The sequence below is a fragment of the Rhodococcus sp. LW-XY12 genome (assembly GCF_019317345.1).
GTDB classification, from domain to species: Bacteria; Actinomycetota; Actinomycetes; order Mycobacteriales; family Mycobacteriaceae; genus Rhodococcus; species Rhodococcus pyridinivorans.
Map to the genome: position 1 here is coordinate 4073504 of NZ_CP079225.1, position 24934 is coordinate 4098437.

Sequence of the window (24934 nt, forward strand, 5' to 3'; positions counted from 1 at the left end):
TTCCCTCCTCGGCTCACGTACGCTGGAGTGCCTGTGGACCGACAGGACCCGCCCGCGAGACGGGCGGGTCCCCTGCGGTCCCGGACCACCGATCGCCAGCGATAAGAGGAGCCCGTGGCACGTAAGCCGACGCCCGCCGGAACACCCCCCACCAGCGGGGTAGCCCACATGGTCGACCTGGTCAGGCATGTCGTACCGCCCATGCATCCGGGCGGTATCCCCTTCGTCGCAGCTCCGCTGGCCGTGGCGACCCTCGGCCGCCGCAAGCCCTGGCTGCGCCGCGCCGGTCTCGCATCGGCACTGGCGTGCGCCACCTTCTTCCGGCACCCGCACCGCGTGCCGCCGAACCGCGCCGGAGTGGTCGTCGCTCCCGCCGACGGTGAGATCGCTCTCGTCGACCATGCCGTGCCGCCCGCCGAACTCGGGCTCGGCAGCGAGGAGCGCCCCCGGGTCAGCATCTTCCTGTCCGTCCTCGACGTGCACGTGCAACGCAGCCCCGTCGGCGGCACCGTCCGCTCGGTGGTCCACACCCCGGGCAAGTTCCTCTCCGCCGATCTCGCCGACGCGAGCGAGGTCAACGAGCGCACCAGCATGCTGATCGAGACGCGCGACGGCGCCGAGGTCGCCGTCGTCCAGATCGCCGGGCTGCTGGCACGGCGCATCGTCAACGACGCGCAGATCGGCGACACCCTGCCGATCGGCGACACCTACGGCCTGATCCGCTTCGGATCCCGGGTCGACACCTACCTGCCGGTCGGGAGCACCCTGCTGGTCGAACGCGGGCAGCGCACCATCGGTGCCGAGACCGTCCTCGCTCAGCTGCCCACGGTGTCGTGAGTCCGCACACGCAGGGTTCGCGTGCGGTCGCGACCGGGCGGTCCCGCAATCGGCCCAACGTCGTCCGCCTGCTGCCGAGCGTCATCACGGTCCTGGCGTTCTCCGCCGGACTGTCGGCGGTGAAGTTCGCGCTCGACGGACAACTCGGCACCGCGCTCGGCATGATCGGCGCCGCGGCCGTCCTCGACTCGCTCGACGGTCGCATCGCCCGCATGCTCGACGCGACCAGCAAGATCGGCGCCGAACTCGACTCGCTGTCGGACGCCGTCGCGTTCGGTGTCGCCCCGGCGCTCGTGCTCTACGTGACGTTGCTCGACGGCAGCCCCTTCGGCTGGATCGTCGCCCTGCTCTACGCAGTGAGCCTCGTGCTGCGACTCGCGCGCTTCAACACCCTGCTCGAGGACGACAGCGTCCCCGCCTACGCACGCGAGTACTTCGTCGGCGTGCCCGCACCGGCGGCCGCCCTCATCGCGCTCGCACCCGTCGCCGCCCACATCCAGTGGGGCGACGGCTGGTGGACCGCCTACGGGCTGGTCGCGGTGTGGATCCTCGGGACGGCCGGGCTCGCGATCAGCCGCATCCCGACCTTCGCGATGAAGTCGGCGTCCGTGCCCGCGCGACTCGCCGTGGTGCTGCTCGTGCTGGTCGCGATGGCGGCGGCCGCGCTGGTCACCTATCCGTTCATCCTCATGCTCGTGCTGGTCGCGGTCTACCTCGCGCACATCCCCTTCGCGGTGCGATCGCGGCGCTGGGTCGCGGCCCGGCCCGAGACCTGGGACATCAAGCCCTCGGAGCGACGCGCACTGCGTGCCCGCAACCGCGCGCAGCGTCCGCGTCGTGTCGCCGCCCGCCGTGTCGCCACGTCGGCGAGATCTCAGGCGCGACTCGGGCTGCGCCGTCCGCGAGGACGATGACATGCACGACCCGCGAGGACGATGACATGCACGACCCGCGAGGACGCTAGTCACGTTCTAGGCTCGGCGGGGTGACGACCCCACAACTCTCACTCACCGTCCGGCTCAACACCTCCGCCGCCGACTCGCGGCGCGGTGTCGTGCGTCTGCACCCCGAGGCGCTGGCCGCGCTGGGCCTGCGGGAATGGGACGCGATCGCGCTGGTGGGAGCGCGTCGCACGGCGGTCGTGGCGGGTCTCGCCCCGGCCGGCACCCCGACCGGCACGATCTTGCTCGATGACGTGGTGCTGTCGAACACAGGCCTGAAGGAGGACGCGACGGTCGTCGTCGCGCCCGTGACGGTCTACGGCGCGCGCACGGTGACGGTCACCGGGTCCACCCTCGCGCGGCAGTCGATCCCGGAGACCACCCTGCGTCAGGCGCTGCTCGGGAAGGTCCTCACCGTCGGCGACGCGGTGTCGCTGCTCCCCCGCGATCTCGGACCGGGCACGAGCAACGCCGAGACGACGCGGGCACTGTCGCGGACGTTCGCGATCGCGTGGACCACCGAACTGCTCACCGTCTCCTCGGTCGATCCGGCCGGACCGGTGAGCGTGCAGCCGAACACGGCCGTCGTGTGGGGCGGTGGCCCGGGTGCCCTGCCGTCCTCCGTGCCGTCCGCTTCCGGATTCGTCTCGTCGGGGTTCGTCGCCTCCTCCCCCGCGACCGACCGTCCCGAATCGGCCCCCGCCACGCCTCCGCCACCGCCGGTCGAGGATCTCGTGGGTGTGCAGGCCCAGGTCGCGAAGCTCTCCGAGTGGCTCACCCTCTCGCTCGACGAACCCGAACTGCTGCGCACCCTCGGCGCGTCGCCGCATCTCGGGGTGCTCGTCACCGGTCCCGCCGGGGTCGGTAAGGCGACCTTCGTGCGCTCGGTGGTCGCCGACCGGCGTCTGGTCGAGGTCGACGGGCCGGGTGTGGGTGCACTCGCCGCCGACGAGCGGCTGCGCCGGATCTCCGCGGCGGCCGAAGCGGTGCGCGGTGGGGGCGTCCTGCTGCTCACCGACGTCGATGCCGTGCTCCCCGCCGACACCGAACCCGTCGCGACGTTGATCCTCGACGAGCTGCGGCGGGTGGTCGACACCGAGGGCGCGGTGCTGATCGCGACCACCGCGCATCCCGACGACGTCGACTCCCGGCTGCGTGCCCCGGAGATCTGCGACCGCGAACTGTCCCTGCCGCTGCCCGACGGCGCGACCCGCCGCGCCCTGCTCGACGTGCTGCTGCGCTCGGTGCCGTCCACCGGTCTCGACCTCGCCGCCGTCGCGGGTCGCACCCCCGGTTTCGTCGTCGCCGACCTCGCGGCGCTGTGTCGCGAGGCGGCACTGCGCGCGGCGTCGCGGGCGAACCGCGACGACGACGAACCCTCGCTCGTCCAGGACGACCTGCTCGGCGCGCTCGAGGTGATCCGTCCGCTGTCGCGATCGGGTTCCGAGGAGCTGGCGATCGGCAGCGTGAGCCTCGACGACGTCGGCGACATGGTCGAGACGAAGCAGGCCCTGACCGAAGCCGTCCTGTGGCCGCTGCAGCATCCCGATTCGTTCGAGCGTCTCGGTGTCGATCCGCCGCGCGGTGTGCTGCTGTACGGCCCGCCCGGTTGCGGCAAGACCTATCTCGTCCGCGCTCTCGCCGGCACGGGACGTCTGAGCGTCCACGCCGTCAAGGGCGCCGAACTGATGGACAAGTGGGTCGGTGCGTCGGAGAAGGCGGTGCGCGAGTTGTTCGAGCGTGCCCGCAACTCGGCACCGGCGTTGGTGTTCCTCGACGAGATCGATGCTCTCGCACCGCGCCGCGGGCAGAGCTCCGATTCCGGGGTGTCCGACCGGGTCGTCGCGTCGCTGCTCACCGAACTCGACGGTGTCGAGCCGCTGCGCGACGTCGTGGTGGTGGGAGCGACCAACCGGCCCGACCTCATCGACCCGGCTCTGCTGCGTCCCGGCCGGCTCGAACGTCTCGTGTTCGTGCCGCCGCCGGACGCCGAGGCCCGGGCCGCGATCCTGAAGACCGCGGGCCGATCGGTACCGCTCGACGACGACGTCGACCTCGACGACCTGGCCGCCGGACTCGACGGCTACTCGGCCGCGGACTGCTCGGCGCTGCTGCGCGAGGCCGCGCTCGCGGCGATGCGGCGCAACGTCGACGCCGCCGTGGTCACCGCCGAGGACGTCGCGGTGGCCCGGGAGAAGGTGCGCCCCTCGCTCGATCCCGTGCAGGTCGCTCATCTGCAGGCCTACGCGGAGGGCCGTTGAGATGGCCGTGACCACCGCGGTCCGCGTCGCCGGACCGGCAGCCGTCCTCGCGGCCTTCCTCGCCGCCGGGGTCGCGATCCTCGTCCCGGCCGCGGGCGAATCGGTCCTCCCTGAGGGTGCGCGCAGCGAATGGGCACCCGTGGTCACCGCCGCGCTCGCCGTTCTCTCGGCGGCCGGGCTGCAGCGGACCGGCTCCCGACGTACCGCCTGGATGCTGGCCGCCGCCTCGATCGTGGTCCTCGGGTCGATCCGCTATCTCGTTCCCGCCGGCATCTCGGCCGACAGCCTGACGGTCGTCGGATGGGTGATCGCCGCGATCACCGGTGTGCTGCTCGGAGCGGCGACCGCGGGCTCGTGGGGTTCGGCGACCGGTCAGTGGGCCCTGATCGCCGGTGGGTGGGCGGCCTTCCTCACCGCCGCAGCCGTCGGTTCCGAGGTCCCCGTGGAGGCCATGCGCTGGACGGTTCCCCAGTGGGCGCTGGCCTTCGCACTCGTGGCAACGGTCGCCGCCGCGCTGACGGTGCCTGCCGGGATGCGCGTGCAGCGGGCCGATCCGCGGTTGCTCGCGATCATGGTGACCGCCGCGGTGGTGCTCTCGGTGGGCTACCGACTGCTGGGTGAATTCGTGGGTTCCCGCGCGAGCGACACGGGTGTGCTCCTGTGGCTGGTCGCCGGTGGGGCGCTCGCGGTGGCGGTCGTCGGTGCCGAGATCGTCGCGCGCCTCGTCCCGCCCGGAGACGACCGGTTCGTCCTCGCGGTCACCGGGGCCGTGGCCGCGGCGTACCCCGTCCTCGTCGAGTTGTGGTCGGGTATGCAGTCGGCGACCGTGCCGTGGTGGGTGCTGCTCGTCGCGGTGGCCGCCGTGGTCGCCGGGGTGCGGCTCTCCCCCTCCATGCCGTACGCGCTTCCCGGGCTGATGCTCGCCGCGTCGATCTCGGCGGCGACGGTGTGGTGGCCGGCGGAGATCGGCGAGGGAATCCCTCTTGCGGTGCGGGTGGCGCTCGTCGCGCTGGGCACCGGTCTCGCACTCGGGGCATCGTTGCCGGGCTCGGCGTCCGTCGCGGCTCTCGGCCTGGCGCTGCCGGTGCCGGCGACGGCCGTCGTCGGGGCGGTGTGGATGCTTCCGGCGGATGCGCAGTGGTCGGCGCTCGCACTGTTTGCCGCGGCCGTGATCTGTGCGTGGCAGGTGCGCTAGCGCTCTCACCTCCCCGATTCGCAAGCGTGCGAAGACAACCGTTAGGATGTGCACAATCCGTTTTGCCCGATGACGGCGACCGGCGTGCATGTCGGGGCGATCCCCGTTTCGGCGGTGTGCCGTCCGCTGTGACGACAGCGAGTCCCACGGCCCGCAGTCAGTTTCACCCCGCCGACAGGCCCGACCCCGACGGAGTGCCTTTTGATCGCCATACTCGTTGCCCATGCGGTCGCTGCCCTTCTGGCGCCGCTTCTGGTCCGAGTCATGGGGAGAAATGCATTCCTGCCGCTCGCGGTGGTGCCCCTCGCGAGTCTCGGCTGGGTCGTCACCAACTGGGGAACCGATCAGAAACTGCAGATCGCGTGGGCCTCGACGCTGTCGATGAATTTCGATCTGCGCTTCGACACGCTCGCGGCGATCATGTGCGTGCTCGTTTTGGGCATCGGCTCGTTGATCCTGCTCTACTGCTCGCGCTATTTCGAGGACGACGAGCCCCGCCTGGGCTTGTTCGCCGCCGAGATGGTCGCCTTCGCCGGCGCCATGTTCGGTCTGGTGGTCAGCGACAACATGTTGCTGCTCTACACCTTCTGGGAACTGACGACCGTCCTGTCGTTCCTGCTCGTCGGGCATTACGCCGAACGCGCCTCGAGTCGCCGTGCCGCCACCCAGGCCCTGCTCGTCACCACGGCCGGTGGTCTGGCGATGCTGGTCGGCATCATCATCCTCGGCGAGATGGTCGGCAGCTACAACCTGTCCGACGTCGTCGCGGCGGCACCTCACGGATGGCTCGCCGGCGTCGCCGTGGTGCTCGTGCTCGTCGGCGCACTGTCGAAGTCCGCCGTGGTCCCGCTGCACTTCTGGCTGCCCGGCGCGATGGCCGCCCCCACCCCGGTGTCCGGATATCTTCACGCCGCGGCGATGGTCAAAGCCGGCATCTACCTCGTGGCCCGGCTCGCACCCGGCTTCGCGGACAGCGCCGCGTGGCGGCCGATCGTCATCGGTCTCGGTCTCGCGTCGATGATCCTCGCCGGCTGGCGAGCGTTCCGCGCCTTCGACCTCAAGCTCATCCTGGCCTTCGGCACCGTCAGCCAGCTCGGTTTTCTCACTGCGCTGGTGGGTACGGGCAGCCGGGAAGCGGCCCTGGCGGGCCTGGCGATGGTGATCGCCCACGCCCTGTTCAAGGCATGCCTGTTCATGGTGGTCGGCATCATCGACCACTCCACCGGCACCCGCGACATCCGCAAACTCGCGCATCTCGGCTCTGCCGCCCCCTACCTGATGGTGATCGCGATACTTGCGGCGGCGAGCATGGCCGGTCTGCCGCCGTTCATCGGTTTCGTCGCGAAGGAAGCCGCGCTCGAGTCGTCGCTGGTGGCCGAGGTGCTCCCCGAATGGGCGCGGATCGCCATGACTGCGGGCATCGTGGTGGGCTCGATCCTCACCCTCGCCTACAGCATCCGGTTCATCTGGGGGGCCTTCGGTCGTAAGCAGCTCAAACGTCCGAGCCCCGCGGTGCAGAACCTGCACGCGCCCGGCCCGCTGCTGCTCACCGCCCCGAGCGTCCTCGCGTTCGCCGGTCTCGCCGCGGGCTTCGCGAGCTCGTGGATCGACCATCTGATCACCCCCTACGCCGACGAGCTGCCCACCGAACTCGACAAGCCCTACCACCTGGCGTTGTGGCACGGATTCTCCTTGCCGCTGGGTCTGACCGGCGTGGTGATCGTGGGCGGCACGGTCCTGTTCCTCGCGCACCGCACCATCGCGCGTCTGCGCTTCGAGCACCCGCCGCTCGGAAATGCCGACCGGATGTACGACGCGACACTCCAGGGCATGGACACCCTGTCCCTGCGCCTGACCGCCTTCCTGCAGCGCGGTTCGCTCCCCCTGACCCAGGCGACCATCCTCATCACCCTGGTGGCGCTCCCGACGGTGCTGATGTTCTTCTTCGGGCTGAGCACGATGCCGTCGACGCGCGCGTGGGACTCGATCTGGCAGCTCGGGGTGGGGTTGATCATGATGGCCGCCGCGATCACCGCGACGGCCCTGCGCAACCGTCTCGGCGCAGTGTTGGTCGTGGGCGTGACCGGTTACGGGCTCGGGGTGCTGTTCGCCCTCCAGGGAGCTCCCGACCTCGCGCTCACCCAGTTCCTCGTCGAGACCGTCACCCTCGTGATGTTCGTGCTGGTCCTGCGCAAGCTGCCCGCCGAGACCGACCCGGCCGCGGTGATGGGCAGCAAGTTCGCCCGCGCGATGCTCGGCATCGCCGTGGGCGCGGTGGTCGCCGGGATCGGCGCCTACGCCGTCGCGGCACGCACTACCGATCCGATCTCGCTGCTGCTGCCCGACGCCGCCTACTACGGCGGTGACGGCAAGAACATCGTCAACGTCCTGCTCGTCGACATCCGCGCCTGGGACACGCTGGGCGAGATCTCGGTGCTGCTGGTCGCCGCGACCGGCGTGGCCAGCCTGGTCTTCCGCACCCGCCGCTTCGGCACCGCCCCGCGTGTGGCGGACGCACCCGCGGCGCAGCTCGACGCGGTCTCCGCCAGCAACGAGACGACCTGGCTGCTCGGCGGCGATCTCATCGATCCGCGCTACCGATCGCTGGTCCTCGAGGTCACCACGCGACTGGTCTTCCCCACCATGATGATCCTGTCGGTGTACTTCTTCTTCTCCGGGCACAACGCGCCCGGTGGCGGTTTCGCGGGCGGTCTCGTCGCCGGTCTCGCGCTGGTGTTGAGGTACCTGGCCGGCGGACGCTACGAGCTCGGAGAGGCGGTTCCCATCGACGCCGGCAAGATCCTCGGCATCGGACTCACCTTCGCCGCGGGCACCGCACTGGTGTCGATGTTCCTCGGCGCCCCGGCGCTGTCGTCGGCGACCCTCGAGCTCACGCTGCCTCTGCTCGGCGACATCAAGCTCGTGACCGCACTGTTCTTCGACCTCGGTGTGTACCTCATCGTCGTCGGACTGGTCCTGGACGTGCTGCGCAGCCTCGGTGCTCGCCTCGACGCCGAGACCGTGGGTGAGCGCCGATGACCGCGAACATCACGCTCCTCGCCGTCGTCGGTGTGCTCGTCGCGGCCGGTGTGTACCTGCTGCTCGAACGCAGCATCATCAAGATGCTGCTGGGCCTGCTGCTGGCCGGCAACGGAATCAACCTGCTGCTGCTCACCCTCGGCGGCCCCGCAGGTCATGCACCCATCGTCGGTGTGGAGAGCGACGTCGAGCCGGACATGGCCGATCCCCTCGCGCAGGCGATGATCCTCACCGCGATCGTCATCACGATGGGTGTGGCGGCGTTCGTGCTGGCACTGACCTACCGCTCCTACACCTACCGCGCACGGGACGAGATCGAGAACGACCCCGAGGACACCCTCGTGTCGCAGCGGCGCAGTCTCGCCGATCTACCGTCGCGAGACCGCTCCGACGACCCGCTCACCGGTATCCCGAGCAAGAGCGGCGACGCCTTCGACGCCGCGGGCAACCCGATCCCGCTCGATCAGCTCAAGAACATCGAGGACATCGAGGCGTACGAGGATCTGCACGACGGCGACTTCGACGACCCCACCGACTCGGCCTACACGCAGAACCAGGGGGGGACGGACGAGTCCGGCTCTGCCGAAGATTCGGGCGGGGCCGGCTCTATCGAGGATGTCGAGGACGCCGACGAGGACGTCCGCGCGGACGATCCCGACCCCGAGGCCCCCGACCCTGCCGAGGACGAGCGGACCGGAGACGACGAGAAGAACGGGAAGGAGGATCGCCGATGAACCCGAGCGTCGCGAACCTCGTTCCCCTCCCCGTCCTCATCCCCTTGCTCGCCGCAGCCGCAACCCTGATCGTCGGCCGCCGTCCGCGCGTCCAACGGTGGATCACCGTCTTCGCGCTGGTCGCCTCGCTCGTCGTGTGCGTGGCGCTGCTGTACTACGCCGACGCCGACGGCATCGCGGTACTGCAGATCGGTGGGTGGGAGGCGCCGATCGGCATCTCGCTGGTCGTCGACCGATTGTCGGCGTTGATGCTGGTCGTCTCGGCGATCGTGCTGCTGTCGGTGATGCTGTACGCAGTCGGCCAGGGTATCCACGACGGCAACGAGCAGCAGCCCGTCTCGATCTTCCTGCCGACCTATCTCGCGCTCACCGCGGGTGTCAACATCGCCTTCCTCGCGGGCGACCTGTTCAACCTCTTCGTCGGCTTCGAGGTGCTCCTCGCCGCCTCGTTCGTCCTGCTGACCCTGGGTGCGAGCGCCGACCGCGTCCGCGCGGGCGTCTCGTACGTCATGGTCTCGATGGTGTCCTCGCTGGTCTTCCTCGTGGGCATCGCCTTCGCCTACGCAGCCACGGGCACTTTGAACCTCGCCCAGATGGCACTGCGGATGGACGAGATCTCACCGGGCACCCGGGCCGCGATCTTCGGTGTGTTGCTCGTGGCTTTCGGTATCAAGGCCGCGGTCTTCCCGCTGTCGTCGTGGCTGCCCGACTCCTACCCCACCGCGCCCGCACCGGTCACGGCCGTCTTCGCCGGCCTGCTGACCAAGGTCGGTGTGTACGCGATCATCCGGGCGCACACCCTGCTGTTCCCGGGCGGCGAACTCGACGACGTCCTGCTCGTCGCGGGTCTGCTCACGATGATCGTCGGCATCCTCGGCGCGATCGCGCAGAACGACATCAAGCGTCTGCTGTCGTTCACGCTCGTCAGCCATATCGGCTACATGATTTTCGGTGTCGCTCTGTCGTCGCAGACCGGTCTCGCGGGCGCCGTCTACTACGTCGGCCACCACATCCTCGTGCAGACCACCCTGTTCCTCGTGGTGGGTCTCATCGAACGCCAGGCCGGGTCGGCGTCGCTGCGACGCCTCGGCAGCCTCGCACTCATGTCTCCGCTGCTGGCGGTCCTGTTCCTCATCCCGGCGCTCAACCTGGGCGGTATCCCGCCGTTCTCCGGGTTCATCGGCAAGGTCGCCCTGCTGCAGGCCGGCGCGGAGGACGGTTCGGTCCTGGCCTGGGTCCTCGTCGCCGGTGGTGTCGTGACCAGCCTCCTGACGCTGTACGTCGTCGCGCGTATCTGGACGAAGGCGTTCTGGCGGGCACGCGCCGACGCTCCCGAGGGCGATCTCGCGGACATCGGCCCCTCGGCGCTGATCGACGAATCCGCCACCGACATCTCCTTCGAGGAACGCCCGGACGTGGGCCGGATGCCGGCCGCGATGCTCGTCCCCACGGTCTGGCTCGTCGCGATCGGTGTGTCGTTGACGGTCTTCGCCGGTCCCCTGCTCGACATCAGCAACCGTGCCGCGGAGAACCTGCGCGACCGCACGGTGTACATCGAGGCCGTGCTGGGGGGTGAGCAGGAATGATGAAACGCGCCAACGTCCTGCGCATGTTCGTCGTGGGATGGACGACGCTGGTCTGGGTCCTGCTGTGGGGCACCTTCAGCATCGCCAACATCCTCGGCGGTGTGGTCGTCTCGCTCGTCGTCATGTTCGTGCTGCCGCTGCCGCGTGTACCCGTCGAGGGTCGCGTGCACGTCTGGTCCGCGATGCGGCTCGGCGCGGTGATCTTCGGCGAGACCATCCGCTCGACGATCAACGTGGCATGGCTCGCGATCCGGCCGTCCCCGCCGCCGGTCACCGGCGTGCTGCGCTGCCGGCTCACCATCAAGTCCGACCTGGTGCTGACACTGTGGACGGACATCATGAACAACATCCCGGGCACCATGGTGCTCGAGATCGACCAGGTGCGGCGGATCATGTACGTGCACGTCCTCGACGTGGGTACCGACAAGGCCGTGGCCGACTTCTACCGTTCCGCCCGCCTCATCGAGCGTCTTCTCATCCGGACGTTCGAACGCGAGTCGGAATGGCAGGCCAGCCCCTGGCGCAGCGGAACGGAGGAACTGACGTGACCGTGACACTGGCGATCGCGGGGGCACTGCTGTTCGTCTCCGCAATCCTGATCACCTACCGCGTGATCGCGGGCCCCAACTCCCTCGACCGGCTCGTCGGCGTCGACGTCCTGCTCGCGCTCGGCATCTGCGGCATCGCGATCTGGGCGGTGTACACACGCGACACGTCGGTGCTGCCCGCCACCGTGGCCCTCGCCCTGGTCGGCTTCATCGGGTCGGTGTCCGTGGCTCGATTCCGGGTGCGTGACGAAGGATGACGACGATCATCGACACCTTCGCCCACCTCCTGATCCTCATCGGGGCGGTCATCTCGTTGACCGCTGCGATCGGCGTGGTGCGTTTCCGCGACACCCTGTCGCGCATGCATCCGGCCACCAAGCCGCAGGTGGTGGGTCTGTTGTTCGTGCTGGGTGGCGCGATGATCATCCTGCGCAGTTCCGTCGACATCTGGATGATGGCGTTGGCGGGCATGTTCATGGTCCTCACGGCACCGGTGATCGCGCACCGCGTCGGTCGCGTCGCCTACCGGGAGCAGCTCGGTCGCGACGGCCTGCTCGACGAGGACGCTCCCGGCGGTGCGTGACAGGTGACGAGGAGCTGACGGCCGGGACGTCCTCGGACGATCACTCCTTCAGTTCCTGCACGAGCGAGTCCACCACCGCGACGAGATCGCCGTCCGTCCGTTCCGCGAGCCGGCGCTGACGCTGATAGGACGCTCCCCTCACCGGGATGTCCGCAACTCGCGCGAGTTCGTCGGCGCAGCCGAGCCGTACCGCGGTGGGCATGATCTGCTCGAGCAGATCGTTCAGGTCGTCGGTGACGAGCCGTTCGGTACACACCGGGTCGAGGATGACCTCGGCATCGAGTCCGTACCGCGCCGCACGCCACTTGTTCTCCTTGACGTGCCACGGTTGCAGCACAGGAAGTTCCTCACCGCGCTCGAGACGTTCGTCGAAGTAGACGACGAGTGAATGCACGAACGCGACGAGGGCGGCCAGTTCGGCGCGGTTGGTGATGCCGTCGAAGACCCGGACTTCGAGGGTGCCCCATTTCGGCGCGGGCCTGATGTCCCAGTGCATGCCTCCGGGGTGGCTGATGACGCCGGACTCGAGCTGGTCGGCGATGAATTTCGCGTACTGCGGCCAGTCGGCGAAGTGGTAGGGCAGGCCGGCGGTCGGCAGCTGCTGGAACATCAGCGCGCGGTTGCTCGCGTAGCCGGTGTCGTAGCCCGCCCAGATCGGCGACGAGGCCGACAACGCGAGCATGTGGGGATATTTCACGAGCATGGCGTTGAGGATCGGGATGATCTTCTCCGCGGAGGAGACTCCCACGTGGACGTGCACTCCCCAGATGAGCATCTGCCGTCCCCACCAGCGGGTGCGGTTGATCATCTCCTCGTAGTCCGGGGAGGGTGTGACGGTCTGGTCGGTCCACTGCGCGAACGGATGGGTGCCGGCACACATCAGGTCCACTCCGAGCGGATCGGCGGCGCGGCGAAGCAACGACAGCGACTCGGACAGATCGTCGACGGCCTCGGCGACGGTGTCGTGTACACCGGTGACGAGTTCGACGGTGTTGCGCAGGAACTCTTTGGTCAGCCGCGGGGTCTCCCCGGCGATCTCCTCCACCCTGTCGAAGACGACCGCCGCGCTGTTCGAGAGATCGCGGGTGGTCTTGTCCACCAGAGCGATCTCCCATTCCACGCCGATCGTGGGACGAGGTGATCCCGGAAACGCGACTGCCACGTCTCGATCCAACCACAGGGCCCCGCCGACGGATGTCCGTCGCGGGGCCCCGTGTCAGGAATTACCCGGGTACCGAGCTTCAGGGGATTCGAACCCTGCTCACCCGATGACGCCGCAGGCGAGGCGTGCGCCGAGGTTGTCCTGGTGCACGACCACAGAGGCGCCGTCCTCACCTTCGAGGTCCTCGAGGCCGAAGGCCGAGGTGGTGACGGTGGCGGTGGCGGTGCCGTCCTCGTGGACGACGAGCGAGACCAGGTCGCCGCTCTCCGGGACGGAGGTGTTGCCACCGGCCTGCAGGTGGGCACCGGCCGACAGGAAGGCGCCGGGCTCGCCGCCGTTCGGCGCGGTGGACTGGGGCTCGCAACGGCCGAACTCGTGGATGTGGACACCGTGGTAGCCGGGCTCGAGACCCTCGACCTCGATGGTCACCTCGACGTCGCCGCCGTTCTCGGCGAACGACACGGTGCCGGCCGACTCGCCGTCGACCGTGGTGAGCTCCGCGGTGAGCGCAGCAGCGGAGGCGGAGCCACCGGCGTGCGACTCGCTCCCACCCTCGGTGCCGTGGTCGTCGCCGTGGGCCTCGGAAGCGGGCGCGGCGGATCCCGTCCACACCGGCGGAGTCGTCCCCGGCTCGGTGCTCGCCTCCTCGCTGTTCGAGCACGCAGTCAGGCCCACCGCGGCGATCGCGACGATCGGGGCCAGAGCACGCCAGGACATGCGACGGGTGGAACTGGAGACCATCAAACCGCTCCTTCGAAGTGCCGAAAAGTCACCCGATCATAACCGGGCGTCTCCGGCGACCACCCGGTGGCGGACCGACACGGTTCCGGCGCTAACGCGAAGTGACGATGACGATCACTCCGGGGGCGGCGTCGCGGATGCCCTCGAAGCGCGGTTGCGCGGTGACACCGAGCGACTCGGCGACGGCTGTCGCGGTCTGCTGCTCTCCGGGAGACGACCCGTAGAACACCGAGGTCTGCTGGAGCAAGCCCTCGCTGTAGTTGCCCGTTTCACTGATGGTGTACCCCTCGTCCTCGAGGTAGGCCGCGGTCTGCGCGGCGAGGCCCGCGACCTCCGAGTTGTTGAACACGCGCACCGGTGCCGTCGCGGAGGCCGAGGTGTCGGACGCGAACGCGGTTCCGCTCCCCACGGGCATGGAAGGAGCCGAAGACACGGCCGTGGTGGTGGTCGCACCGTCCCCGGCGTCGGACGTGCCCCCGTTCGCGGCAGCGGGCGCGGGCGCGGTGGGCACCGCGGCCGAGCGCGTGGACGGTGCGGCCGGCGCAGCAGCGGTCGTCGTCGTGGGTGCCGCCGCGGGAGCGGGTTCGTCGTCGGAATCACCGAGCGAGGCGAAACCGAGACCGGCGAACAGGATGCCCAAGGAGATCAGGACCATCGCGAACGCACGCAGAGGCGGTCCCGAGGGTGCGGGCGCGCGGCTGGGGATCTCGGGGGTTCTGCTCACGACCTCGACCATAGTTGCCCGAGCACACGCAGCGCTGCCGACCGGCCGCGCGTGTCGATATCGCATTATCCGGCCCGACGGCCGCCCGTCTAACGGGTGTCGAAACCGAGCCGGCGGGCCGCGCGGGCCTTCTGACGGCTCGCACGCAACCGCCGCAGCCGCTTGACCAGCATCGGATCGGCGGCGAGCGCCTCGGGACGATCCACCAGAGCATTGAGCACCTGGTAGTAGCGGGTGGCGGAGAGACCGAAGAGTTCCTTGATGGCGTCCTCCTTGGCACCGGCGTACTTCCACCACTGCCGTTCGAACGCCAGGATGTCGAGATCGCGACGGCTCAGGCCGTTCGCCTCGTCGCCGGTGGGTTCCTGCGCGGATGCGCCGTCGCCCTGCTGGGACACGAGATCGGACCGGTCGTTGCCGTGCGCTGCTGCGCCGTCCATTTCCCTCCTCGACTGACTGGATCACACCGTGACGAAGAGTCCTTGCGTCTCGGCGGAAGTCATTCAATCACGGGGTGGGGACACATACCGGTTCGAGAACGCCGCGAGTCGATCCCATTATCCTGTGTCACCATGGCCATTCTTCCCATCGTCATCGTCGGCGACCCCGTCCTGCACAACCCGACCCGGCCGGTGACCGAGTCACCCGCCGAACTCGCTCAGCTGATCGCCGACATGTTCGAGACGATGGACGCGGCCAACGGCGTCGGCCTCGCCGCCAACCAGGTCGGTGTGGACAAGCGACTGTTCGTCTACGACTGCCCCGACCGCGACGAGTCCGGCAAGGTCGCGCGCCGGCGTGGCGTCGTCGTCAACCCGATCCTCGAGACCTCGGAAATCCCCGAGACGATGCCCGACCCCGAGGACGATCTCGAGGGCTGCCTGTCCGTGCCGGGCGAGAACTTCCCCACCGGTCGCGCCGACTGGGCGAAGGTCACCGGTACCGACGAGAACGGTGAGCCCATCGAGATCGAGGGCCACGGATTCTTCGCTCGCATGCTGCAGCACGAGGTCGGGCACCTCGACGGCTTCCTGTACGTCGACGTTCTGATCGGGCGCAACGCCCGCGCCGCGAAGAAGACCATCAAGCGCGCCGGATGGGGCGTCCCGGGCCTGACCTGGCTCCCGGGTTCGGTGGAGGACCCTTTCGGCCACGACGAGGACGACTGACGAGGCGACCGGCGAACCGTCGATGACGACCGACCGTCCGGCCCCGTCCGTACCCCTCGGTACCCGGGTGGTGCTGCGGTACCGCCTGCCCGCCGGCTACAGCCACCCGATGACCGATGTCATCGGTGAACTCGTCTCCGTCGAACCGGTGGTCGCGGTGCGCACCGCCGACGGTCGTGTCGTCCAGGTGTCCCCCACCTCGGTCGTCGCGCTCAAGCCGATCGCGGCGCGGCCGATCCGCGTCTCGGAGATCCGCGCGCTCGAGCACGCCGCCGCCGCGGGGTGGCCCGGTCTCGAATCGGCCTGGGTGGACGGCTGGCTCGTGCGCGCCGGACACGGTTTCACCCGGCGCGCCAATTCGGCAACGCCGCTGGGTGAACGCGGCACCGTGGCGGACCCCGCCGATCCGGCGGTGCGCGCCCGGCTCCGTGAATGGTTCGCGGCACGCGGATTGCCGCTGCGGCTGCTGGTGCCCGATCGACTCGCCCGCATCCCCGAGGGGTGGCCGACCTCGGAGCCGGTGCTCGTGATGGGCGCCGACCTCGCGAACATCCCCTTGCCGCCGGAGCCCACCCCGGTCACGATCACCGAGCGGCCGGACGCCGACTGGATGTCGCTCCACCGCGCCGACGCCGACCCGCTGCTCGCGCAGGACGTGCTCGGCTCGGTGGCCGCGGGGATCCTCGGGTTCGGCCGCATCGGTGCACCCGGGCAGCCGCCCCTGGCGATCTGCCGCGCGGCGATCACCGATGCGCCGGACGGACGCCGCTGGGTGGGTCTGTCGACCGTCGAGGTCGCTCCCGAACACCGGCGTCGCGGACTCGGCACACTCGTGTGCGGTGCCCTGCTGCGCTGGGCACGCGAGCACGGCACGACCCACGCATATCTGCAGGTCGAGGAGTCGAACACCGCGGCGCGCGCCCTGTATCGCGAACTCGGCTTCGTCGACCACCACCGCTACCGATACGCCTCCGAACCCGTCGGATAGGTCGCCTACAGTGGGCGTGTGCGCCTTGCTACCTGGAATGTGAACTCCGTCCGTGCCCGTACCGACCGCATCCTCGACTGGTTGCAGCGAACCGACACGGATGTGCTCGCGATGCAGGAAACCAAGTGCAAGGACGAGCAGTTCCCGTACGAACGCTTCGAGGGACTCGGCTACCGCGTCGCGCACGTCGGACTGAGCCAGTGGAACGGTGTGGCCATCGCGTCGCGCGTGGGCCTCGACGACGTGCAGATCGGCTTCGAGGACCAGCCCGGTTTCTCCAAGGACCCGGAGGTCGATCCGGCGCTCGAGGCGCGGGCGATCGGGGCGACGTGCGCGGGTGTGCGCGTGTGGAGCCTGTACGTCCCCAACGGCCGCGACCTCAACGACCCGCATTACACCTACAAGCTCGACTGGCTCGCCAAGCTGCGCGCCGACGCGCACGCCTGGGCCACCGCAGCGCCCGGGCAGCCCATCGCGCTGGTCGGCGACTGGAACGTCGCCCCCACCGACGACGACGTGTGGGATCCGGCCTTCTTCGAGGGCAAGACGCACACTTCGCAGCCCGAGCGCGACGCCTTCCACGCGTTCGCCGACGTCGGCTACACCGACGTCGTCCGTCCGTACGCGCCCGGCCCCGGGGTCTACACCTACTGGGACTACACCCAGCTGCGCTTCCCCAAGAAGCAGGGGATGCGGATCGACTTCGTCCTCGGATCACCGGCCTTCGCGGCACGGGTGACGGGCGCCGAGATCGACCGCAACGAACGCAAGGGCAAGGGCGCGAGCGACCACGCACCGGTCGTCGTCGACCTCGACCTCTGAGCAGGTCCCGCGTCGGGTGGACCGCCCGCACAGGCATCAGGCCTTGCGGGCAGGCACCTTGCGCTGCGGCTGCTTGCGCCGGGTCTCTTTGCGGTGGGGGTCCGTGCGCGGCAGCTCGAGAGCCACGACGACGTCGCGGTAGTTCTCGTGCGACGACACGAATCGCTGCACATAGGTGCACACCGGCCGCACCCGCCAGCCTCTGCTGCGAGCGAGATCGAGCGAACCACCGACGAGGACGGCCGCGAGACCCCGATGACCGAAATCCTCGACGATCACGGTGTGCATGAAGTCGACGACCGGCGGGTTCGGCGCCGGAACGCGTTCGAAGTCGTAGTACGCCAGGATGCCGACGAGATCGCCGTTGAGGCGCAGTTCGAACCGGTTCTGGTCGGCGTTGTCCGACACGGCGAGGTCCGGCGAACTCGTGTTCATGAGCGCCTCCAATAGGGGTGTTGCGTGATCGAACTGTGACCTGTGCCACTATAGAGCAACGAGGCGACCACCGGCAGCAACGCTGTCGTGTTTCGCAAAGTGCACCCGCCTCAGCGCCTCCCGGCCGTGTTCGAACACACCCTCGGTAGGGTGTCCGCGTGGACCTTCTGCCCCTGTCGCCTCGAGGCGAGACCCCGGTTCGAGCCCTCACCATCGCCGGCACCGACTCCGGAGGCGGAGCCGGCATCCAGGCCGATTCCCGCACGATGGCGATGTGCGGTGTGCACGCATGCGTCGCGGTGGCCGCCGTCACCGTCCAGAACTCCGTCGGCGTCCGCGGGTTCCACGAGATCCCCGCCGAGACCGTGGCCGACCAGGTGCGGTGCGTGGTCGAGGACATCGGGGTGTCCGCAGCGAAGACGGGCATGCTCGCCTCCACGCAGATCATCGAGGCCGTCGCACAGGTGTGCTCCGAGGTGGGCATCGGCCGCGACATGGAGGTACCGCTCGTCGTCGACCCGGTCTGCGCATCGATGCACGGCGACCCGCTGCTGCACTCCGACGCGCTCGACGCGATCCGCGGGGTGCTCATCCCCCTCGCCACCGTCGTCACCCCGAATCTCGACGAGGTACGGCTGATCACGAGCATCGAGGTCGTCGACGACGCGTCGGCCCGGCGCGCCGCCGAAGCGCTCCATGCGCTCGGCGCCCAGTGGGTGATCGTCAAGGGCGGTCATCTGCGCAGCTCGGAGAAGAGCACCGACCTGCTGTTCGACGGCGACCGTTTCCTCGAGTTCAGCACGCCGCGCATCGAGACCGGCAACGACCACGGCGGCGGCGACACGCTCGCAGCCGCGATCGCGTCCGCCCTCGCGCATGGCCGGTCGGTGCCCGAGGCAGTCGAGTTCGCGAAGGAATGGATCACGAAGTGCCTCGAGTGGTCCTACGACCTCGGTCACGGCCACGGCCCGGTCAACCCGTTGTGGCGACTGCACGAGCGCTGATCGCGCCCGTCTTCACTCGGTGAACTCGGCGCGCACCTCGGCCCGCTGGTCACTTGCGGGCACCCCGTCGGGTCCGTCGATCGAATTCGCGTAGACAGCCGTGCCGTAGGCGACGGCGGCGGCCGCCGCGGCGAACGCGTCGCGGTCGATGCCGGCCAGGGTGTCCTCGGGGGTGTGGTAGTTCGGGTCGAAGGGCTGGTCGGCGGTGCCACCCCACCGGTCGGCCTGTTCGGGGGTCTTGACGTCGTCGGCGCCGGTGAACACCCCGCCCGCGGGGATGCCGAAGGCGACGAACGGACCGTAATCGGAACGGCCGTCGAAATCCGTTCCGCCGACCTCGATTCCGCGTTCGTCGAAGAACTGCGCGAAGGTCCGTTCGATACCCGCCGAGCCCTCCGGTCCGGGTCCTTCACCGACGGCGTCGGAGTCGTCGCCGTCGAACACCAGATATCCGGCGTTGGGCGAGCCGAGCATGTCGAAGTTCAGGTACAGGGCGATGTCGAGTCGTTCCTCGTCGGACAGCGACTCGACGTACCTCGTGGAGCCGACCAGTCCGACCTCCTCGGCGCCCCAGAACGCGAACCGCACGGCGTTGGTCACGCCCGGCTCGCTGCCGAGTTGCAGCGCGGTCTCGAGGACGGCGGCGACGCCGGTTCCGTTGTCGTTGATCCCCGGTCCTTCGGGGACGCTGTCGAGGTGCGCGCCGACGACGACCACGTCGTCGGTCGAGCCGGTGCGCGTCTGCGCGATCACGTTGCGCGACTTCCTGTCCTCGGTGCGGGTCTGGAGTGTCACCGTCACGGTGGTCGCGGCGGACAGGCGCTCGGCGTCGGCCCCGGCCACGCCTCCGACCGGGATGCGGGGGGTCGATTCCGCCCCGAGACCGGCGGCGGCGAGCGGGCCGTCCTCGTTGTTGGCGACGAGCAGCGCGGCCGCTCCCCGTTCGGCGGCGACCTGCTCCTTGACGGCGAAGGTGCACACGCCGCGATCGACGATCACCACCGCGCCGGTCGCGTCGATGCCGTCGTAGTCGGTGGCCTCGCAGCCGGGGGTGTCGTCGGGGGCGATGCGCACGACGCGCGCGGTGAGCCCCTCCGGTCCCGTCGACGGCGACATGCCGAGTGCGCTCACGCCCATCGGCTCCCCGTCGACGGTGAGCTGCTCGTTCTCGACGGCGAACAGGGTCGTGTCGAACTCCGGTGTCTGCACGTCGAATCCGGCGTCGCGCAGGGCTCCGGCGACGTAGTCGACGCTCGCGTCGTAGCCGGGGGTTCCGAGCGAACGGTTTCCGTCGTTCTCGCCGGCGATCCGTTCGAGTTCCGTCAGGTGCGTCATGACGGCATCGAGTTGCACGGCGTCGGCGAGCGCCGTCGGGTCGACGGGCGGCGCCTCCACCTCCGCCTCCGAGCATCCCGCCGTCAGCAGTACACCGGCGGCGATCAGGGCCGCTCCCCGCATGCCGTATCTCGTCTGCGCCCACGCCATCGACCGAGCGTACACAAAAGCACTGCGCCGCACGGGGAAAGCGTGCGGCGCAGTGTGCGGAGGCAGAACCTGCGGCGTGTCGAGGTAGTACCTCAGGCGTGTCGAGACAGTACCTCAGGCGTCGCGGCGGTTGACCACCACGAGTGAGGCCGCGAACACCAGGAACGAGAAGGCCGCGAAGTACAGGAGCGATCCCCATGGACCCCAGTGGAATTCGATTCCCTGCCCGATACCCAGGAAGTTGTTCGCGTTCGCGAACGGCAGGAACGGCTGGATCTCGCGGCCCACCGAACCGAACAGCGCGAACAACGACTCGAGCAGCAGCGGCCACAGCATCAGCAGCGCGATCGTGCCGGCCGACTGCCGCAGCAGCGTGCCCACACCGACCGCGAGGAAGACGCACAGGAACGCGTAGATCGCGGTGCCGTAGACCGCGCGCCACGCCGTGTCGCCGCTGAGGACGAGCTCGCGACCTGCGTCGGGCCCGGCCAGTGCCTTCGCGAGGTAGAAGGCACCGAACGAGACCGCGAGTGTCAGCACCGCGCCCAGCACACCGATGAGCAGGGCCTTCATCGTCAGGAGCAGGGTGCGGTTCGGGGTGGCCTGGAAGGTCGTGCGGATGACCCCGAAACGGTATTCGCTGGTGACCGACAGTGCCGCGAGGATCATGAGCACCAGCACACCGAAGCCGGTGACGCCGCTGACCGCGACGTCCACGGTCGGATAGAACCGTCCCAGTTCGTCGTCCATCCCGGCCGACGCGCGGGAGACCGACCCGAGGATCGCGGCCAGACCCAGACCGAGGGCGACGATGACGAGGGTGCACCACAGCGGTGACTGCACCGACGTGAGCTTGATCCGTTCGGCCCGCAGTGTGTCGAGCGCCGTACTCATCACAGTCCACCCTTCATGACGTCGTCGACTCCGGATCCGTGGTATTCGACCTCGCCACCGGTGAGTTTCATGAACGCTTCCTCGAGCGACGCGTTGCGGCCCGCGAGTTCGTGCAGCACGATCGACCGGGTCGCAGCGAGTTCGCCGATCTCCGCCGCCGGAGCGCCCGAGACGTGCAGGGCACCGTCGTTCTCCCGCACAGTGTGCCCGCGTTCGGTGAGCGCGGTGCGCAGCTCGTCGAGTTGCGGGCTGCGCACGACGACGAACGAGTCGGACGCGCGGTCGACGAACGCCTTCACCGAGGTGTCGGCGATGAGCCGTCCACGGCCGATGACGATGAGATGTTCGGCGGTCTGCGCCATCTCCGAGAGCAGGTGGCTGGACACGAGCACCGTGCGGCCTTCCGTGGCGAGCGCCTGCATGAACCTCCGGATCCACACGATGCCCTCGGGGTCGAGGCCGTTGACCGGTTCGTCGAACAGCAGCACGCGCGGGTTGCCGAGCAGTGCGGCGGCGAGACCGAGTCGCTGCGACATGCCGAGCGAGAAGCCGCCGGCGCGCTTGCCCTCGACCTCCGTCAGTCCCACCTGGCGCAGAACCTCGTCGACACGCGAGGCAGGCAGACCGTTCGACGCGGCCAGCCAGGCGAGATGCGACCGCGCCGACCGGTTGGGATGCACCCACTTCGCATCGAGCAACGCCCCGACGGTGGTGAGCGGCCGTGTCAGCTCGCTGTACGGCTTCCCTTCGATCAGTGCGGTTCCCGAGGTCGGCCGGTCCAGCCCCAGGATCATGCGCATCGTGGTGGACTTCCCCGCGCCGTTGGGGCCGAGGAAGCCGGTGACGATGCCGGGACGGACCGTGAACGTCAGGTCGTCGACCGCGGTCGTGGACCCGAAGGTCTTGGTCAAGCCGGTCACTTCGATCATGCGCACCACCCTACGTGCGGCTCCGGCGAGCGCATCCGATCACACTCCCCGGAGCCGCACGCGGTGCGTCAGGGGACGAAGACCTCGGTGGTGACCGGGATGCTCGGTCGCTCGGTACGCATCGTCAGGGCGACGCGGCCGGGCCCGGGGAACACGTGCATGAACAACGGCCGGGTGCTCGTGTGGAAGGCCGGCACGAAGCGGGTCTCCGTACCGCGGGCACCGGTGTCGAGGTTGTGCCAGTCGAAAGCGACGGTGACGTCGCAGTTCAGGATGCTCGGCGTCCACTCGCCGAGAAGCGAGTAGCCCTGCGTGATCCGCAGTTCGATCCCGTGGGTGGCACCCGGCGCCGAGGAGTACTCGTAGAGCGGGCCGTCGAAGGCGGTTCCACCGGCGCGCACGATGCCGGCGCAGATGCCGTCGCCCAATGTCAGCACGGGTGGCGTGGACAACTCCGTCGTCGCGCACGACCTCGGTCCGGTGTTCGACCAGCCCATCTGACACGGTTCCTGGGCGCCCGCGACACCCGGCGCCGCGACGGCGACGACAGTGCCCATGAGCCCGGCAGCGGCGGCAGCGAGAATTCTGTGTGCAACTGTCATGCCCGGGGATCGTACAGACCGATCGGTAACCCGTCGCGCGACAATCGGAAACCCCTGAACACCAAGGTGCTCAGGGGCTTCCCGTACCGGTCACGGCTCCATCGGCGAAGATGCCTGGGCCCAGAAGCGTTTCGGGATCCGGCCGGCGTGCCGGGCACGGAATCCCGCTTCGACGGCGTGACGCATCGCCGACGCCATCAGCGCCGGATCCTTCGCGCGGGTGACGGCGGTCGCGAGCAGCACGGCGTCGCAACCGAGTTCCATCGCGAGCGCCGCGTCGGAGGCGGTTCCGATTCCCGCGTCGAGGATCACCGGCACACCCGCAGCCTCGACGATCATCTCGATGTGGTGCGGGTTCGAGATACCGAGGCCGGTCCCGATCGGCGAGCCGAGCGGCATCACCGCGGCACAACCGACGTCCTCGAGGCGCCGCGCGAGGACGGGATCGTCGGTCGTGTACGGCAGGACGACGAAGCCGTCGTCGACGAGTTGTTCGGCCGCGGAGACGAGTTCGATGGCATCGGGCAGCAGCGTCCGTTCGTCGGCGATGACCTCGAGTTTCACCCAGTCGGTCTCCAGCGCCTCCCGCCCGAGCTGCGCGGTCAGCACGGCTTCCTTCGCGCCGCGGCACCCGGCAGTGTTCGGCAGCGGTTCGATGCCGAGGCGGCGCAGCAGGTCGAGGACACCGGTTCCGGAGGCCGCGTCGACACGGCGCATCGCGACGGTGGTCAGTTCGGTGCCCGACGCGACGAGTGCCTCCTCGAGCACGGCCAGGTTCGCCGCGCCACCGGTGCCGGTGATCAGCCGCGACCCGAAGGTGCGGCCGGCGATGGTCAGCTGCGGCAGGTCGGCGCCGGGATCGTGTGTGTCAGCCACCCTGGACCGCCGTGAGGATCTCGATGCTCGCTCCGCGTGTGACCGGCTCCGACCAGCGGCCGCGCGGGCACACGACACCGTCGACGGCGACCGCGATGCCCTTCTCGGGCAGACCGAGCTCGTTCAGCAGTTGTGACACGGTCGGGGCCGCGTCGTAGTACTTGTCCTCACCGTTGACGGTGATGCCCACGGACACGTTCGTCATCCCACACTCGCTTCCGTAATTCGTCCAGGACAGGCGTACTGCGCGTCGGCCAGCGACCGCCCACCGAGTTCGGCGAGCACCGCGTCGACGGTGAGCGGCGTGAGCAGCACACCGTTGCGGCCGTGGCCGGTCGCGGCGACGACACGATCGGAGAGCCGGCCGATCAGCGGCAGGTTGTCGGGGGTCATCGGGCGCAGGCCCGCGCTCGCCTCGAACAGTTCGTACTCGCCGAGCGCAGGAAAGATCTTCTCGGCGTCGGCGATCAGATCGCGCACCCCGGCCACCGTGACCTGTGTGTCGGACGCCTCGTACTGTGTGGCGCCCACGACGAGGCCGTCGTGGCGGGGCACCAGATAGGCGGGGCGTCCGTGGACACTCGCGCGCACGGTGCGCTGCGGCGGCGGGGTCGCGCCCGGCCGCACCCGCAGGCGCAGGATCTCGCCCTTGACCGGACGGACCGGAAGGCCCGGCCACAGTCGCGCCGACGCCGAGCCGGCGGCGAGCACCACCTGATCGTCGGGAAGGTCGGCGAGATCGTGGACGGCGGCGTCGGAGAAACGCACCCCGGCCGCGGTGGCCGCGACGCGCAGGGCGTCGACGAGCGTACGGTTGTCGACCGACGACTCGGTGGGCGCGAGCAGTCCGAGACGCACCTTCGGCCCGAGCGACGGTTCGAACTCCCGGATCTCCGCACGGGAGAGCAGACGCATCTCGTGCCCCCGCTCCCCGACCCATTCGGCGACGGTCCGCAAGTCGGCCGCGTCCGCCGCGTCGAGCGCGACGGTCAGCGACTCCTCGGCGGTGAACACGTCGACGCCGGTCTCCGCGCGCAGTGCATCCGCGAATCCGGGCCAGCGGTCGAGCGAGGCCGCACCCAGGGACAGCACGTGGTCCTCACCGGGCCAGCCCTCGGACAGCGGGGCCAGCATCCCGCCGGCCACCCACGAGGCGCCACTGCCGGGATTCGGGTCGTGCACGGTCACGATGTGCCCCGAGCGGGCCGCGCGCCATGCGATCGACAGCCCGATCACTCCGCCACCCACGACGGCCACAGTTGCCATTGGTCCACCTCACTCCCTGCGCCGGCATGATCCGGGTCAGGTCATAACGGTCGGGGCCGGCAGGCCCCCTCTCAGCCCCGCGAACCTCGGGACTCCCGTGTCGTCACTTTCTG

General features: G+C 69.6%; 25 protein-coding genes, 1 pseudogene and 1 riboswitch. Of the genes and pseudogenes, 14 read left to right on the top strand and 12 right to left on the bottom strand.

Annotation, left to right across the window (positions count from 1 at the left end):
- The first annotated feature begins 114 nt into the window (after positions 1-114).
- The 10 genes and pseudogenes from KXC42_RS18845 (at position 115) to mnhG (ending at position 11724) form a co-directional block, all read left to right on the top strand.
- Positions 115-837 carry a phosphatidylserine decarboxylase gene (locus KXC42_RS18845; RefSeq protein ID WP_024101805.1) on the top strand — a complete coding sequence of 241 codons (723 nt, stop codon included), beginning with the start codon at positions 115-117 and terminating at the stop codon, positions 835-837.
- Complete coding sequence (locus KXC42_RS18850; protein WP_006553633.1) at positions 834-1751, top strand: phosphatidylcholine/phosphatidylserine synthase; 918 nt, start codon at positions 834-836, stop codon at positions 1749-1751. The genes KXC42_RS18845 and KXC42_RS18850 overlap by 4 nt, the downstream gene beginning before the upstream one ends.
- Positions 1752-1822: 71 nt before the next feature.
- A complete protein-coding gene (locus KXC42_RS18855) occupies positions 1823-4039 on the top strand; it encodes an AAA family ATPase (RefSeq protein WP_033096170.1) in 2217 nt (738 codons plus the stop codon).
- A gap of 1 nt (position 4040) precedes the next feature.
- Positions 4041-5234 (top strand): hypothetical protein, encoded by a 1194-nt coding sequence (locus tag KXC42_RS18860; RefSeq protein WP_064852234.1) that lies wholly within the window; start codon positions 4041-4043, stop codon positions 5232-5234.
- Between the two features lie 201 nt (positions 5235-5435).
- A complete protein-coding gene (locus KXC42_RS18865; RefSeq protein ID WP_033096172.1) occupies positions 5436-8273 on the top strand; it encodes a Na+/H+ antiporter subunit A in 2838 nt (945 codons plus the stop codon).
- Positions 8270-8812, top strand: a pseudogene (locus tag KXC42_RS18870) (Na(+)/H(+) antiporter subunit C); the annotation flags it as partial. The gene KXC42_RS18865 and the pseudogene KXC42_RS18870, both read left to right, overlap by 4 nt.
- 191 nt (positions 8813-9003) lie before the next feature.
- Positions 9004-10593: a Na+/H+ antiporter subunit D gene (locus KXC42_RS18875; protein ID WP_024101810.1), complete on the top strand. Its 1590-nt coding sequence runs from the start codon at positions 9004-9006 to the stop codon at positions 10591-10593.
- On the top strand, positions 10593-11141 hold the full coding sequence (locus tag KXC42_RS18880) for a Na+/H+ antiporter subunit E (RefSeq protein ID WP_006553639.1): 549 nt from the start codon (positions 10593-10595) through the stop codon (positions 11139-11141). Before KXC42_RS18875 ends, KXC42_RS18880 begins: the two co-directional genes overlap by 1 nt.
- Entirely contained in the window at positions 11138-11398 is a 261-nt protein-coding gene (locus KXC42_RS18885; protein ID WP_219129378.1) for a monovalent cation/H+ antiporter complex subunit F, read from the top strand. The genes KXC42_RS18880 and KXC42_RS18885 overlap by 4 nt, the downstream gene beginning before the upstream one ends.
- Positions 11395-11724 carry a monovalent cation/H(+) antiporter subunit G gene (gene mnhG / locus KXC42_RS18890; protein ID WP_006553641.1) on the top strand — a complete coding sequence of 110 codons (330 nt, stop codon included), beginning with the start codon at positions 11395-11397 and terminating at the stop codon, positions 11722-11724. The genes KXC42_RS18885 and mnhG overlap by 4 nt, the downstream gene beginning before the upstream one ends.
- Before the next feature lie 40 nt (positions 11725-11764).
- Here the strand turns inward: mnhG and KXC42_RS18895 are convergent, their stop codons facing one another.
- The 4 genes from KXC42_RS18895 to KXC42_RS18910 form a co-directional block, all read right to left on the bottom strand.
- Positions 11765-12886 carry a glutamate--cysteine ligase gene (locus KXC42_RS18895; protein ID WP_039585476.1) on the bottom strand — a complete coding sequence of 374 codons (1122 nt, stop codon included), beginning with the start codon at positions 12884-12886 and terminating at the stop codon, positions 11765-11767.
- Between the two features lie 99 nt (positions 12887-12985).
- Complete coding sequence (locus tag KXC42_RS18900) at positions 12986-13627, bottom strand: superoxide dismutase family protein (RefSeq protein WP_019291110.1); 642 nt, start codon at positions 13625-13627, stop codon at positions 12986-12988.
- A gap of 91 nt (positions 13628-13718) precedes the next feature.
- Positions 13719-14363 (bottom strand): LytR C-terminal domain-containing protein, encoded by a 645-nt coding sequence (locus tag KXC42_RS18905; protein WP_006553644.1) that lies wholly within the window; start codon positions 14361-14363, stop codon positions 13719-13721.
- A gap of 77 nt (positions 14364-14440) precedes the next feature.
- Positions 14441-14791, bottom strand: a complete 351-nt coding sequence (locus tag KXC42_RS18910) for a DUF3263 domain-containing protein (RefSeq protein ID WP_006553645.1) — start codon at positions 14789-14791, stop codon at positions 14441-14443.
- A 132-nt stretch (positions 14792-14923) separates the two neighbouring features.
- Here KXC42_RS18910 and KXC42_RS18915 point away from each other — a divergent pair, with 132 nt between their 5' ends.
- Genes KXC42_RS18915 through KXC42_RS18925 form a run of 3 tightly spaced genes read left to right on the top strand, consistent with a single transcriptional unit; the run spans position 14924 to position 17330 of the window.
- Complete coding sequence (locus KXC42_RS18915; protein ID WP_039585478.1) at positions 14924-15520, top strand: peptide deformylase; 597 nt, start codon at positions 14924-14926, stop codon at positions 15518-15520.
- A 22-nt stretch (positions 15521-15542) separates the two neighbouring features.
- On the top strand, positions 15543-16508 hold the full coding sequence (locus KXC42_RS18920; RefSeq protein WP_064852235.1) for an N-acetyltransferase: 966 nt from the start codon (positions 15543-15545) through the stop codon (positions 16506-16508).
- Positions 16509-16526: 18 nt separating this feature from the next.
- Positions 16527-17330: an exodeoxyribonuclease III gene (locus KXC42_RS18925; protein ID WP_219129379.1), complete on the top strand. Its 804-nt coding sequence runs from the start codon at positions 16527-16529 to the stop codon at positions 17328-17330.
- 36 nt (positions 17331-17366) lie between these two features.
- On the opposite strand, the gene KXC42_RS18930 is transcribed toward KXC42_RS18925, so the two are convergent.
- Positions 17367-17765: a GNAT family N-acetyltransferase gene (locus KXC42_RS18930; protein WP_019291107.1), complete on the bottom strand. Its 399-nt coding sequence runs from the start codon at positions 17763-17765 to the stop codon at positions 17367-17369.
- Between the two features lie 158 nt (positions 17766-17923).
- On the opposite strand from KXC42_RS18930, the gene thiD reads away from it, so the two are divergent.
- Complete coding sequence (gene thiD, locus KXC42_RS18935) at positions 17924-18769, top strand: bifunctional hydroxymethylpyrimidine kinase/phosphomethylpyrimidine kinase (protein WP_006553650.1); 846 nt, start codon at positions 17924-17926, stop codon at positions 18767-18769.
- A 12-nt stretch (positions 18770-18781) separates the two neighbouring features.
- Here thiD and KXC42_RS18940 read toward each other — a convergent pair whose 3' ends face one another.
- From KXC42_RS18940 to thiO, 7 genes are all read right to left on the bottom strand, one after another.
- Positions 18782-20254 (bottom strand): M20/M25/M40 family metallo-hydrolase, encoded by a 1473-nt coding sequence (locus KXC42_RS18940; RefSeq protein WP_231913161.1) that lies wholly within the window; start codon positions 20252-20254, stop codon positions 18782-18784.
- A gap of 114 nt (positions 20255-20368) precedes the next feature.
- The gene (locus KXC42_RS18945) at positions 20369-21148 is read right to left on the bottom strand and encodes an ABC transporter permease (protein ID WP_006553652.1); all 780 of its coding nucleotides are present in this window, start codon (positions 21146-21148) and stop codon (positions 20369-20371) included.
- Positions 21148-22077 (bottom strand): ATP-binding cassette domain-containing protein, encoded by a 930-nt coding sequence (locus KXC42_RS18950; protein WP_219129380.1) that lies wholly within the window; start codon positions 22075-22077, stop codon positions 21148-21150. The genes KXC42_RS18945 and KXC42_RS18950 overlap by 1 nt, the downstream gene beginning before the upstream one ends.
- Positions 22078-22145: 68 nt before the next feature.
- Entirely contained in the window at positions 22146-22679 is a 534-nt protein-coding gene (locus tag KXC42_RS18955; RefSeq protein WP_230809913.1) for a hypothetical protein, read from the bottom strand.
- Between the two features lie 90 nt (positions 22680-22769).
- A complete protein-coding gene (locus tag KXC42_RS18960; RefSeq protein ID WP_006553655.1) occupies positions 22770-23555 on the bottom strand; it encodes a thiazole synthase in 786 nt (261 codons plus the stop codon).
- Positions 23548-23760, bottom strand: a complete 213-nt coding sequence (thiS, locus tag KXC42_RS18965; RefSeq protein WP_006553656.1) for a sulfur carrier protein ThiS — start codon at positions 23758-23760, stop codon at positions 23548-23550. The genes KXC42_RS18960 and thiS overlap by 8 nt, the downstream gene beginning before the upstream one ends.
- Positions 23757-24821 carry a glycine oxidase ThiO gene (thiO, locus tag KXC42_RS18970; protein WP_039585483.1) on the bottom strand — a complete coding sequence of 355 codons (1065 nt, stop codon included), beginning with the start codon at positions 24819-24821 and terminating at the stop codon, positions 23757-23759. The genes thiS and thiO overlap by 4 nt, the downstream gene beginning before the upstream one ends.
- Positions 24818-24930, bottom strand: a riboswitch (TPP riboswitch). It overlaps the preceding gene by 4 nt.
- Positions 24931-24934 lie beyond the last annotated feature (4 nt).